The sequence below is a fragment of the Bacteroides sp. D1 genome, assembly GCF_000157095.2.
GTDB classification, from domain to species: domain Bacteria; phylum Bacteroidota; class Bacteroidia; order Bacteroidales; family Bacteroidaceae; genus Bacteroides; species Bacteroides xylanisolvens.
Genome location: NZ_JH114344.1, coordinates 161,924 through 175,881, shown reverse-complemented (window position 1 = coordinate 175,881; position 13,958 = coordinate 161,924). Strand labels below are relative to the sequence as shown.

Annotated in this window: 9 protein-coding genes and 1 pseudogene; 3 read left to right on the top strand and 7 right to left on the bottom strand. The window is 40.6% G+C overall.

Going from position 1 to position 13,958, the window contains the following annotated elements; all coding sequences use genetic code 11:
* Positions 1 to 306, bottom strand: a pseudogene (locus BSAG_RS25315) (hypothetical protein); the annotation flags it as partial.
* 30 nt (positions 307 to 336) lie between these two features.
* Positions 337 to 2,142 (bottom strand): transglutaminase domain-containing protein, encoded by a 1,806-nt coding sequence (locus BSAG_RS07845; protein WP_004313842.1) that lies wholly within the window; start codon positions 2,140 to 2,142, stop codon positions 337 to 339.
* Positions 2,143 to 2,428: 286 nt separating this feature from the next.
* Between BSAG_RS07845 and BSAG_RS07850 the strand changes: the two genes are divergently transcribed.
* Entirely contained in the window at positions 2,429 to 2,989 is a 561-nt protein-coding gene (locus tag BSAG_RS07850) for a hypothetical protein (RefSeq protein ID WP_004313843.1), read from the top strand.
* 93 nt (positions 2,990 to 3,082) lie between these two features.
* On the opposite strand, the gene BSAG_RS07855 is transcribed toward BSAG_RS07850, so the two are convergent.
* From BSAG_RS07855 to BSAG_RS07875, 5 genes are read right to left on the bottom strand one after another with little or no spacing between them, the layout of a single operon-like run.
* The gene (locus BSAG_RS07855; RefSeq protein WP_008641720.1) at positions 3,083 to 3,598 is read right to left on the bottom strand and encodes a DUF1573 domain-containing protein; all 516 of its coding nucleotides are present in this window, start codon (positions 3,596 to 3,598) and stop codon (positions 3,083 to 3,085) included.
* A gap of 38 nt (positions 3,599 to 3,636) precedes the next feature.
* On the bottom strand, positions 3,637 to 5,790 hold the full coding sequence (locus BSAG_RS07860) for a DUF4838 domain-containing protein (RefSeq protein ID WP_004313845.1): 2,154 nt from the start codon (positions 5,788 to 5,790) through the stop codon (positions 3,637 to 3,639).
* The gene (locus tag BSAG_RS07865) at positions 5,765 to 8,734 is read right to left on the bottom strand and encodes a hypothetical protein (protein WP_004313846.1); all 2,970 of its coding nucleotides are present in this window, start codon (positions 8,732 to 8,734) and stop codon (positions 5,765 to 5,767) included. Before BSAG_RS07865 ends, BSAG_RS07860 begins: the two co-directional genes overlap by 26 nt.
* A 30-nt stretch (positions 8,735 to 8,764) precedes the next feature.
* On the bottom strand, positions 8,765 to 10,240 hold the full coding sequence (locus BSAG_RS07870; protein WP_004313847.1) for a glycosyltransferase family 2 protein: 1,476 nt from the start codon (positions 10,238 to 10,240) through the stop codon (positions 8,765 to 8,767).
* Between the two features lie 5 nt (positions 10,241 to 10,245).
* On the bottom strand, positions 10,246 to 11,418 hold the full coding sequence (locus BSAG_RS07875) for a HEAT repeat domain-containing protein (RefSeq protein WP_008770456.1): 1,173 nt from the start codon (positions 11,416 to 11,418) through the stop codon (positions 10,246 to 10,248).
* A 327-nt stretch (positions 11,419 to 11,745) separates the two neighbouring features.
* Here BSAG_RS07875 and BSAG_RS07880 point away from each other — a divergent pair, with 327 nt between their 5' ends.
* Entirely contained in the window at positions 11,746 to 13,116 is a 1,371-nt protein-coding gene (locus BSAG_RS07880; RefSeq protein ID WP_008019291.1) for an LruC domain-containing protein, read from the top strand.
* Between the two features lie 115 nt (positions 13,117 to 13,231).
* On the top strand, positions 13,232 to 13,924 hold the full coding sequence (locus BSAG_RS07885) for a DUF6250 domain-containing protein (RefSeq protein ID WP_008770454.1): 693 nt from the start codon (positions 13,232 to 13,234) through the stop codon (positions 13,922 to 13,924).
* Positions 13,925 to 13,958: the final 34 nt, after the last annotated feature.

Here is a 13,958-nt window from a genome sequence, read left to right as displayed (position 1 = left end):
CAAGAGCTCCATTTTTTTATGTTTTCCTCCAGAAAATGCTTGGCTGATTATTGTACCATATTTTTTATAAAGCTTTTTTTGTTCCGCTTTAAATTGAGTAGAGCTAATTTTCCGATTCTTTAGCTGGTCATTCTCTTTCTGTAAGGAGAATAGAATTTGTTCGTATTCATCTGCCTTTTGACTATTGATTTTATACGTTCTCATCATATATTCCTTGCGTTTACCGATGTTTACGCCCGGAATAATTTGTGAAAAGCCCACACTTCCTATTAAAAGTAAGGACAAAAACAAAGTAATTTTTTTCATAATTTTATTATTTAATAGTTAGAAATAATTTTACCACCATATCTGTTTCCCATTTTCATAAGTGAATGGACGTTCTTCACGGCCTTTAGTCAAATTGCGCAACCATAACAGAGCTTTTTGAGGTACGTTATCATAAACGACACTATCACCTATTGGTCGTTTCCGGCCTAAACTTATCCATTGATCCTGCCAATAAAACAGTTCATAAGTGTCTGTTGAAACTATTGCATTATCGTCATTACGTGGAGCAAATCCAATTTTTGAAATCTTCACAGGTTTATATAAATCCACACCAACCCATAAGTCTATGCCACCACTCACTTGATAATAGGTAAGTGGTTGTCCATCGAAAATATTAAGCATAGTACTGTCTTCGTATATAGCATCACAAGCTATAGGGTGGAATGGTAGAAGCTTTTCATCAGATTGATATAAACAAAATTCTGCGATACTAAAGGTCCCTTTTGGTTTTCTATAACGTATGTAACGATAGGCTTTCTCTGCAGATATTTCTATCTTTTGCATTTTGCTTTCCGGAGTTTTTGTTATTTTATAAAGTTCCGTTGCATCAGAAAAGTCTGCTTTATTTGCCCCTTCAAAAACTCCCATAATCATCAATTTTGAGAAATCAACAATTCGCATATTCAAAGGGAATTTGCGTTTACATACTACTCTTTCAAGATGTTTAGTGTCTGGTTTTATTTCCCTTACTGAATCCTCCGATACTATTATTGGGCTGCCTATTGGAATGGCCTCTTCATTTACCCAGTGAGTTGGGAGATAAACTATGCCATCACCTAAATCAATAGCTTCCTTATTACGATCAACATTGTATATATTTCCAGTCCCAATGTGATGGAATGTTTGAGAAGAGGAAAAAGCAACAGGTACCCATCTTTTTGGGGAAAATACAGATAAAAAATTTTCTTTTTCTTTATTTATATTAGTCGAGACTGTAACATCACAAGAGCCGATGTTGTGCAATTTTGTAACATCCAGTAGGTCATTGTGACGAAATAATTCGGGAATATTGTCGATGTGTTTGGCTAAATCTTGTATTGAATACATCTTACGATATATTTTAGGAGTTTTACGTGATAGGTAATAATCTCCGTTTGCTTGTTTGTCTGTGTTTTGTAATGGATATATTTTATTGTCTGGTAATATAATTGAAACAAAAGAATGTCCATTGTTATTGCTTCCCCAATAAGGTACAAATTCAAATGCGGCAGGAATTCCTACTGACCGTAAGGCCATAGTAACTAATGCTGTTCTATCATCACATTTACCATATCCTGTCTTTATTATTGATGAATATGATTTTAATGTATCTTTGTAAAATTCGGGAGATAGCTCTATTTTAATTTGAGCATTTATATTCTGTGCTGTTTGAATAATATCGTTGGTACATTGTTTCTCAAATTTTCTACTACAGTCCCATTTCCAATAATATTGTAATGATTCATCAGCGACTCTGTATGGTAAGATGTATTCGCAGAACTGTTCGAATGTATAATTTTTCAAATAAGGACTCTTTTCTTTTAAAAAGAATGAATGCTCTAGTGATTTTATGAGAGAGTCAGCTTTTACTATATCAATATCATATATTTTCTGTTCTTTGCCATTGATGGAATATTTGTTAGGCATATTTTCTATCAGAAAGCAAGCAGCTTTATATTTATCTTTGTCCTTATTTGTTTTATAATGTTCTAAAAAGCGAGTAAGTTCCTTTTTATTTGTTTGAGAATTGTTTGCTATTTCCCATGCTAGTTTTTCACTGGATGAAGTACAACTGAGTAACAAGAGAAGTAAAAATACGGTGTAAATTGTTTTCATAGTATTATAATGTTAAAGTGTATTCTTTGTTTGTATGTTGTTACAAAGGTGAGGAGAAATAAGTATTTAGGTATGAGTAAATGGTACATTAGTAGGATGAAAACGTACATTATTTGACCGTAGACGAATGGAATCGGATATTTCTTTAAAATCTTTTATTTAGAACGTAATAACGAAGTTTCTTTTGTGCCTTGATTTGAACCAATTTTAATGTATAAAAGTATTGCAAAACCAAACTTGTTACTATCTTTGCGCCGTCAATTAAACTATTAATTTATATAGTGTTATGAGAGCTAAAAAGTTTGTATGCTGCTTGCTGGCTATGATGCTGCTCGCAGGTGTTTCGTTTATCTCCTGCGGTAATAGTTCCAAGGCAAAAGCCGATAGTGAACTGACTACACAAGACGGTGAAGATTTCAAATCCTTTCTGGATAAATTTACTTCCAGTGCAGCCTTCCAGTATACTCGTATCAAGTTCCCATTAAAGACTCCGATCACTTTGTTGGCAGATGACGGAGAAACCGAGAAAACATTCCCTTTCACTCGGGAAAAGTGGCCGTTGCTGGATAGCGAAACCATGAAGGAAGAACGTATCACCCAGGAAGAGGGAGGTATTTATGTTTCCAAGTTTACGTTGAATGAACCGAAGCATAAAATCTTTGAGGCAGGCTATGAAGAATCCGAGGTTGATTTGCGTGTCGAGTTCGAGTTGCAGTCGGACGGGAAATGGTATGTGGTAGATTGCTATACAGGTTGGTATGGATATGACTTGCCGATTGGAGAGTTAAAGCAGACTATTCAGAATGTGAAAGAAGAAAATGCCGCATTCAAAGAAATACATCCTTAGAAAGGAGAAATAAGTATTAAGTATCAAGTGTTGAGTATTAGCCAGTCATTTGATGTTAATACTTAATATTTGATACTTGATACATGATATCGATTACGGTTCTCCGACATAATATCCCAGTTCAGATTCTTTTCCATCCACCATCTCTCTGACAATACCATTTTTGGTGTTGAACTCTTGATAGAGTTCTTCATAATCACGTGTATAGTCTGCATCGGGGACTACGTTAACATCAAATTTAAGTTCGGCTCTCCCGTCGGGGAGCATATTGCCGAAAATCCGGATGCGGTGAACCACTTCGCCTACATTCTTGATGCTGTTGTAGGTTGCTTTGAATTGCCTGATACCGTCTTCGGGAATGATGATATGCGAACTTTTATCCAGAATGATACAGCCACAGGAAGGTTGCATTTCTGAAATGATTAACGGAGCGTCTCCCGTGTTGGTGATGGTAAACATGATATCGAGTTGCTGACCTTGCTTGATAGGGTAATAGTGCCTGACGGAATCTTTTATCGTCATGCTGGTGGGACGTACTTCCTTTCTGCACCCTGTAAAGTAGAGCGGAAGTGCCGTCAGTAGTAAAATATAGAATATAGATTTATTCATTGTTGCCATTTATTTTTGTTATATCACTTTTTCAGCATTTAAGGGATGAATGCAATTTCATCGATACCCATTTGCGTTCCCGGCTTCTTTAAACAACTGATTTTTATGCTTAATTGTTCTGTTCCGTTCAAGTCTGCCGGAACGGTGGCTTTCATCATTTCTCCTTTTTCTGGGGAGTCTTCCGGTTTCAGGTCTATTGTTTTATAGGCTACTCCGTCTTTCAACAGTTGAACTTGCTGTGGAGCATAGATGCGATGGCGGGGAAGATTCAAAAAACTGATATAGAATGTTCCTGATGCATTGAGTCCTTTAACCGGCAGGTTGATGGTACATTCTTCTCCCGGAATGATAACCCAACCGCAATGATAGTCTCCGGGTAAACCGTGAGTGCCATCGGTCAGTTTCTTTGAATCATTTTTATTTAGTTTAGGGGTTGCGGAAGGATGCATTCCCAGAAACAAACTTTTCTTTATGTCGGAAGCAAGTATATATTGTTCCCATTCCTTTATATAATAGTCAATCTCATAAGCTGACTCATTATAATATCCCATTCCGGCAAATGCTTGATGCTCTTTGAGCTGGGTGACCCATTTACGAGCTTGGGGAAGCGGTTGAATATCCTTTCCATTCCGCTTGGCATATCCGTAAGCGTCGAAACTGTGGTCACGTGCTAATTCCATGCGCGTGAAAGACAAGGCGGTCTGGAGCTCGTGCAGCTTTTTGCGCTCTTTCCCTTTTGCTTCGGATACAAAATCTCCCATTTCATCATAGAATTTGATAAACTTCTCCGGATAGAGGAATCCTTTTTCCGATTCTCTGATACCGGCGTAAAGTCCGAGCCGCTTTCCGGATTGGGCGTTGTTTTCTAGCTCTGTGTAGTAATCGTACAGCCATTTTTTGGATACCGGGTATTCCTGATTGAAATAGCTTTTAATTAACTCATCAACCGGAAGCTCCGGGTTGATAAGAAGGGCTGATAATACAAAAGTCCTCATTTCATCGAAGGAAGAATAGCTGTAACCGCTTCCGTTGAAAAATATGCCGCTGGCTCCGTGTTGTTTGAAAAGTTGGAGTCTTTGCTGGGCTATCTTTAATATGGGGAAAGGAGTGAGGTAGTCGTCGAAGTTGTTGATATAGTCCCATATATAGATGTTGTTCGTTACTTTCTTCCAGTTGTCGAGTTGTTCCGCAAATTTCTTGTCTTGCTCGTCCTTGCCGTCTGTCCGGCGGAGCGGGTAGTCGATAGCGCTGACAATTACCCCGACGTTAGGCGGGAGCTGCTTGTCTGTGACTTGTTGCGTAGTCAGGTAGGAAGTCGTAAAGAACGTGTGTTTGGGAAAACGCTGCGACAGGCGGAGGATCAGTTCCGTAACGGCGGGAGTTGCGTTCTTCTCTGTATTTCCCAATGCGGTGCAGGTGGCACACGTACAGGCGTACGGAGTATCATCCGGTGCGATTACAAAACGGAAATTCCCCTTTTCACCGAAGTTATCTACGATGTAACTTTCTATCTGGCGATACATATCCTCGGAAGAGAAACACAGTTGTGAGTCATCTGTCTTCCCGTGAATGGTGGCATATACTTTCTCTGCATCTTTTCCCAAGACTTTTCGCAGGTTGTGTCCCCATATTCCCCAGCTGTCATCAAAGTTGTTCAGGCCGATAACGCCTGTATGATCGGCGTTCAGGCCGTATGGAGAATAAATACTTTGATAGTCAAATGCAAAAGCTCCGCAAGTATCGTTGAGATTGATAAGGGCGGGAGGAAGATCCGAACCGTCTATACGCGGGTCTTCTTTGCTGATCTTCTTTATCAGTTGGTATTGCAGCCATAACATTTGTTTGTCGTCACTTGCGGTCAGTCTGATATCAGAGCCTTTGCAGGCTACTTTGAATCCTCTCTGCAATGTTGGGTCTATCTGTATGATGATGCGCCACATGTCCATTTCGGAAACGCCAAAAGCTACTATTTCATCGTCGTTTGCACGCTTCTTGAGATGTTCGTACAGGTATTTCGCCCACCGGGTGTCTCTGTCGGTCGGATCCTCACCAATGGTGACGAGATACCCTTCTTTAGATGGGAACATCTCCGTGCGTGCCTGCATACGGCAGCCGGATAAAAGGCAGCAAATACATATCATTCCTGCCAATACAGGGCCAAGCGTATCAGAATGAAATATAAACTTGTGCATAGATGTTATATAAGTTTTTATAGCGTGTCGATATGGATTCTATCTGGTTGGACGGACTTGTCCCTCGCACCGTATTGGTTTGGTTATAATAGGTGTTCCAAGTGCCCATCAAGCCTATGGTAATGTTGGGACTGACCATATACTGACCTCCCAATCCCACCATGGTATTGGTGTGAGAGAAAGAGCCGGGCAGCGCATAGTCCAGTACGGCCGTTTCCGGTGCCGATCCGATGCTTGCCATGGCGTTGATATTTGTCTTTGTATCGCTCGCCGGGAAGTATTTGGCGCCAATCTGCGCATTGTAATAGAAGTTAGAGTTGAAGAAGTGCATATCGATCTTCGTGTTGAGACGAACCACTTCAATGGTCTTGGCTAATTCTCCGCCTACAGTGAGTAGGTTAGTCTTTGACTCATTCCAACCCGTAAACAGATAGCCATTGTCTCCGGTGCCGCCTGCAAAGAATTCATCGTTCCATTCATAACGCTTTGTGTAGGCGGCTACCCGTCTATAACCCACATGTGCGCCTATTTCCCAATCATTCTTGAGATAATGCCGTAAAGCGACATCAGCCGTTATGTCCGGGAAGTATTTGGTCGCAAAGGCTGCATTGGCCGTGAGGCTCCACTTCGGTGAGAAGTGATGCGTCCACTCACCTTGTACCTGAATGCCGACTCCTCCCGGTGTCTGTTCTTCAGCCTCCATGCTGTCGCTTGCCGAGCCGCTTCGTCCTGCATAGTTGAGACGTCCTGTATAGCTGTTCTTCTGGCCTTTTCGGGTGTATTCAGCGGTGGCAACGGAGGTAATGATGTCTTCTTCTCCGTAGCGTGCACGCAGGTAGGTCAAAGCAATCTCATTCTTGAGCATCATGCTTCTAAGGCCCGATAAGTGTCGTTGGAAAGAGCGATATTCCATGATGGATGGCTCGTAGTACTTTTGGTAATAATAGGCTGAATCCGCTTGACGGTTGGCTTCATATACCACTCCCTTGGTGTACTTCAATGATTTGTTCTGACTGTCGTAAAGCAAAGCTGTATCAAGAACAGCGAGAGCCTTTTCCGGTTCTTTCGCCTTTGTCAGTTGCAGGGCACGATATTCACTGCTTTGTGAGAATGCGCCTATAATCTCTTTGTTACTCGGGTATTTATTGAGTATCGGTTTCAGGAATTCCAAAGAAGCTTCGTATCTCTTGTCACGCTCAAGGACAGTAGCCCTCTTTGCCTGATAGAACGGTTCTTCAGGATAATAATTGATCCCTTGAGCCGTATATTTCTCGAATTCATCGTATTTTCCGAGTAAACCGGACGAGTTGATGGCATACCGTAATCCGAGATCGCTCGATGGATTCAGGCTAACCAGTTTGATGGCTTCTTCGTATGCTTTCTTCGTAGCTCCGGCTTCCATGCACTTTTTGATGTAGGGCACTGCCAGTTCCTCGTATCCGATGACGTAGAAGATACGCATATCCTCGTCGCTCTGCTCGATGGCAGACAAGTATAGTTGCAAAGCCTCTTCGGTTTTATCCATTTTATCGAGAATAAATGCCCTTTTCAACGTGCAGTTTTCGTAATCAGGGAAGTGAAGAGTGATGGTGTCCAATGTGGCAAGTGCTTCATTGTAACGTTTCATATTGATATAGCAACTCAAGGCTTTTTCCCATGCGGCACCGTTCACTTCATTGTCGTCTACATGTTTTTGAGAAACGAACAATACGTGCGGCAATGCTTCTGCGTACAGACCGAGTTCCATCAGTTTTTCAGCTTTCTTCATGTGTTGTGCGCTCATGGCAAGCGTAATATCATAATCATCAGGATACATCTCATACATCTTTTTCAGCGTTGAATAGGCAAGATCATCCTCATTCATCTGGCGATAAAGCATATATTCTTTATAAAGAATTCCTTTATCATTGTTGCCATATTGTTTTTTAGCTTCTCTGATATAGAAGAGTGCATCATCGGTATATCCTCGAGTGACGGAAGTGTTCAGCAGGTAGTCTAATGCTTCCTTGTTCTTATTACCTCCTTCGTAGGCCATGCCATATAATACATAAGGATCCCGCTGCTTCTCTGCTCGGGCAGCCTCCATTAACAGGTCGTTATACATACGCCGTATGGCAGGGCTGTTGTTTCTTCGCATTTGCTCGCGTATAAACACCAGAGCTTCCGGATAACGTGCCAATTCACTAAGGATACTCGCCCTTTTGACGATAAGCGCACCGCTTCCCGGTATGGCAGCCAAACCGTTGGATGACCAGCCTAGAGCAGCTTCCCGGTTTCCTTCCTGTAAATGCAGGTTAATGATGTCCAGATAATATTCTTCGTTTTGAGGAGATACTTTGATGAGCTCCGTCAGCTTTTCGATAGCCTCTTTTCGGTTACCGCCTTTTTTCATTTGCTGGTAGCCTACCTCCATGCTGTAGATATAATCCTTCCTTAGAATGGTATCGTTCGGGTAAATCTGATTGATTCGTTTCAACAGGCGATCCGCTTCCACATCGTTGTTCTGCTTGCGGTATAGTTCAATCTTCCTTCGCCATAAGCCTCTCCAATACGGATTTACTTCCAGCAACTCATTAACGTAACAAATGGCACTGGAATAATTCTCGGTGATATCTTCTACGTCTACCAGCAGATGTTTGGCATTGACGTTGTTGTAATTGTCATCTATCGCTTTGACAAGATGATAACGCGACTGGTCATAGTTCTTTTCGTGGAACCAGTATTTTCCCATGAGCCATTCAAGGTCAGAAACATTCGGGTATTTCTGAAGGCCCTCCTCCAACAGCTCTTTCCCTGCTTCCCATTCCTCGTTCGCAAAATGCTCCTGTACAATCTGGGCATATTGCTCCGGTGTCTGGAATCCGTTGTCGGTCCCGGAGGAAGAGGTTATCAGTAAAAACAGACAACCTAATATGGTGATCTTATGGAGAAATTCTCTGTTCATTCTATCTTGTCTTTAATCTTTCTTTCTTGTTTAAATCGTAGCAGGTTCGGGCTTCATTGGCGTTGTATCAGTATTGTCCGCACTTTCTTCTTTCTGCTTGAATCCCTTACGTTCCATGTTCTTCCACTTGAAGTCTCTATTGGTCAGATAACTGAGGTATCCTCTCAATGAACAGAAAGTGATGATGGGATGATAGAAGATAGGCTCCAATATGGACGCAATGATAATCCACAGGTATTCATATCCTCTTTTATATAGCATCCCGACATAGTAGTCGTAGGTAATAACAACGATGGAAAGGAACTGGCAGAACGTATAGATCGTCAGGTAAATCATCCATGCCGTGTTCCAGTTGACCGCCCCTGTAAAGGCCAGATAGATAAATACGATCAAACCGGTAAGCTCGATGATTGGCGCCAGAAACTCAAAAATGAACATATAAGGCAGGGTTAATAATCCCATCTGTTTATATGTCTTTTTAAAGATCATTTTATGATGGATACTAAGTGTCTGGAACAATCCCCGTGCCCAACGGGTACGTTGCCGGTAAAGCATTGCCAGGTTGGGAGGCCCTTCCGTCCAACAGCAAGTATCAGGAATCTGTACGATTTTATAAGGACGGGAGAAATCGCACATATATCCTACCATGCGGGTAATGAGGTCCATGTCTTCGGCAAAAGAGGGAGCATCATATCCTCCGGCAGCAATCGCTACCGAACGGTCGAAAAGACCGAATCCACCGGAAACATTCGGCATGCCATTGATAGCGGACCACCCCATCTTGCCAATCAGATAGGAACGCATATATTCCAGATTCTGGAAAAGCGGAATCGGAGTACGGGGAGTTCTCACGTCCACGATTTGTCCGTCTTTCACAACGCATCCGTTCGCCATCAACATCGTTCCGCTGACTGCAATTACTTGTTTTTCTGAAGATATAATGGGCGAGATACAACGATAAAGAGCATACTTTTCCAAAATGCAATCCACATCCGTGCAGATAAAATAAGGATAAGAAGCAACGTTGATACCCGCATTGGATGCATCCGCTTTGGTTCCTCCATTTTCTTTGTCTACAACGATGAGTCGGCTGTATTTCGGGTTGGAGGATTTGAGGAGTCTTCGGAACGGTCTGGTTTTGATTCGCTCGATATAAGCATAGGGCACTTCTACCAGTTCATAATATTCGGTCATCTTTTTCAATGTACTGTCCGTACTTCCATCATTTACAATAACCACCTCGAAAAGCGGATATTCCAATGCAAGCATGGAGTTCACATTATCAATGATTGTCTTTTCTTCATTGAAGGCAGGAGCAATTACCGAAATGCCCGGTGTATAGGGGGATTCCTTGATTGTTTTCCGCATATAGCTTTCCACATAGTAATCCTTTCTCCGTTTTAGAGAAATGAAAGAGAGGAAGGCGAATGTGATGAAGAATATCGCCAGCATGCTCGTATAAAAGAATACGAAATAATTGAAGAATGTAAATATTATATCTCTCATATTCTCTAAATTAACTGGTTGATTAACGGATGCCTGGTATGGGCAAACAATATAGCTGTGTGGGAATCTGCTTTTCTCTCCAATTGATCGAATGTTTTTCTTCCCATTGCACTGTATTCATAGAGGGACTTCAGGATGATACGTTTTGTTCCCCAGTTGTCTGCTTCATCATAAGCATTGTAAAGAAATCCTAATGCCTTATCTGTTTTCAGGTCTGCAACAGCCGAAATGATTTGTCGTTTGACTTCTTCCGGTTGCACATGATACATTTCAATCAGTTTGGGCTCAATCTCTTTATATTTTAGTTTTCCTAAAGTTCTGATCGCTTCACCCCGTATTTCCACAGAACGGGCATTGAGTTGCTTCGCGAGAATTGGGGCACTATCGGTTTCATTATATAACCGGATTTCGTTGATAAAGAATATCTTAACATTCTCTTCGGCCGAAGTATTCACCCATTTAATAAAGCTGGGTGTATTATATCCCACCTTCTTACGGTGTTCCAGAATAGCATGCAACTCCATCATGTCCCATTGCCTTAACTTCATGCCGATGTCTTCGTCGAAGAAGCGGAACGGGTCACCCTGGCTTAACCACATATAAGTATAGCGTGCCGAGTTTCTTAATTCTAGTTCACGATGATAGAGGAAACGCACCAATACCGCTTCAGAGGCATAGCCATTGATGGACTGAATAAGTTTCAGAGCTTGTATCTTTGATCTTTTGGAACCGAATTGAAGTTCGCGTTCAAGGAAACGTGTGATTTGGAATACGGTTTGAATCGTTTGATAGTTTAGTTCATTGATCTCATCTTCATGCACACTCTTGATTTCTGTTAACAGTTGAGTGATAATACGTAACTCATTAGGCTTGGGACGTTTTTTCGTATCATACTGTAATCTGTCTGCGATTTCCTCTTCACTCAATGTGTTGGAATCTAGCGAGATAGATTTCATTTCCTCGTAATATTTATCGAAAGCTTTATTGTATCTTCGCTTCTCTTTCCGCCTTTTAAATATACCATATATAATATGGAATAGGAGAAACAAGTACGCAATAATGCAAAACATTACAGCAATTGAGCATATTCTTATGATTAAAGGATAGCCAATAAACTTGTAATATATCCAATAGAAATAATATTCTATGTAATCTATACCATACAGTACTTGATCCATTTCCCTTGATATATTTATATATAGAACTTGTATATTCGGAATAAAAGTTCTATATTTGTTGTATTGAATGTTCTGTCTAATGCAAATATACGAAATAACTTGTATATATTATCCATTGTTCGTGAACAGGCCTTTTGAACCATATTTTGACTCTTGTGATTATTTTCGATGGAAAGGATTGAAATTACGAATGAGAACGTCAAAAACACTATTAATCGTTAAATATATTTTTGATAAGTTAACATATAGAGCTCGGATATTGGGTGTGATAAGGTAGAGCTTTCATGGGAAACTGAAACAAACAATAAATTTAAAAATTAGATTAAGATGAAAATTAAAAGTTTGATGTACGTCCTTATGGGGACAATGTTGGTTACTACTTCCTGCTCTGATAATGAGTTGGAAAAAGGTAACGATGGTTCGGGAACTGTTGACCCGGTAAATGCTTCTACACTTGTGAATGTATATTCCGATAAAAGTGCTTCTGAAGCGAGTCTGCTTGTGGGAGATGTATTAGTGAAAGATTCCCGTACTCTTACGTTGAATGTTCCTGCTGCTTGCGAGAAAGTGTATATGAAATACAATACAGTTTCGGGAACAGAAGCTACAAAAGAATTTGCTTTGTCTCCTGTTAGTCGTGGTGTAGATCAGAGTACTGGTTTCAATTTTGAAACAAACCGTCTGGCATCGGTAACTCTTGCGCTTCCTGAAGATGCAGTGCAGCCGACAAATGAAACGGACCAAGGCTATCTTTTCTATCATAACACAGGTGTGGTGATGTTCGAAGATGGTTGGCCTATTCAACTGGATTCATGGTATGATGAAGATTTCAACGATGTTGTATTCGAGTATGACTTGAAGGTGACTGAATGTCATAGTCAACAGATGATGGAGACTGTAGGAGGTAAAGAAGAATTGTTGTTGACTTTGGATGTTCGTGCTGTAGGTGGTATATACCCGACTGTGTTAGGTGTTGTACTGGATGGTTTGAAAAGCGAGTATGTTGATCGGATTACTGCAAGCCTTGTACTAAAAGGTGGTCAGGGAACAATGACAGACTTAGCTAAAGAGGAACTTTCTACAAAAAATATAGTGAAAGTTGAAAATAAAAATTGGAATTGGAGTAATGATACTCGCAAAGAACCGCGTTTCGCAATATTGACAGTGGATAAAGCACAAGCGGAAGGAACTGTTATTACACTGGATGGTTTAACTTCTTTGATGGATAATAATCAGGATATGTTTCAGGTAACACAAGGAAAAGTAAGAGAAGGACTACCTATGTTGCGTGCTGAAGTTAGACTGATTGGTAAAGAAGGATTAACTGGAGCCGAAAGAGATGCTCAGCTTGCAGCATTTAGAGAGTTGATTTTAGATACTAATAGACAGAATTTCTTTATTAAGGTGAACGGTGGTAAAGAAATACACATGAGGGGTTATGCACCGACTTCTGCTTACAAAGCAGAATATGAAGCATTGGTTGCGGGTGACACTACACTGGATGCAAATGTTTATTATTCAAATACCAAAGGTTCCACTTGGGGAGTTAAACTTCCGGTTGGCACACGTCATGCTTATGAACGTGTACCATTTAGAGAAGCATATCCTGATTTTACTAAATGGGTAGATAGTAAGGGTGCTTCAAACCAGAAATGGTATGAGAACTTTGTTGATGAAAAAACTATAAGATATTGGTAATGCAAATTATCTGTCAATACGTTATTTGAGTTATTTTGTACAATTTGAACCCCTCTTTTTTCGAAAAGAGGGGTTTCTTTGTATTCGGAAGAATAATCTTTAAACTAATACCGTAATGACGAAGCGATTTTTTATAGGCTACAGTTTGATTACTTTTTTTCTCTTAAATAGTGTGGTGCTTTTGGCACAGCACAAAGCTTCCTTTGTGCAGCAATGGAAAATAGAAGATGCATCCCATGCTTTGCAGATAATAGAACGTGCAGATACATTAGAATTGATAGTTCCGGACGGACTGACTATGTGGTATCGGCAACGATTGACGGGCGATTATGAAATATGTTATCGTATTTGTATGGTGATGCAAGGTGGAAAGTATGACCGCTTGAGTGATCTGAACTGCTTCTGGGCTGCCAATGATCCTAAATACCCTGATGATCTTTTTGCCCGTAGTCAGTGGCGTGACGGCATCTTTAAAAACTATAACACATTAAACCTTTTCTACGTTGGATACGGAGGAAATGATAATTCAACGACCCGTTTCCGTCGATACAAAGGAGAATATTATGGAGTGGCAGATGACAAGGTGAAACCTTTATTGAAAGAATATACCGATGCCTCTCATTTACTCGTCCCCAATCAGTGGTATGAGATTCGGATTCGAGTGGAAAAGGGAATCACAACTTATTCTGTGAATGATGAAGAGTTGTTCCGCTATACCCTTGCGGGTGGTGAAGGTGACGGACACTTCGGTTTACGTCTTTTGCAGAATCACGTACTCTTTACAGATTTTAAAGCGACTATACTTTGACTTATATACTGAAAACCTAATAAGACTATATTTC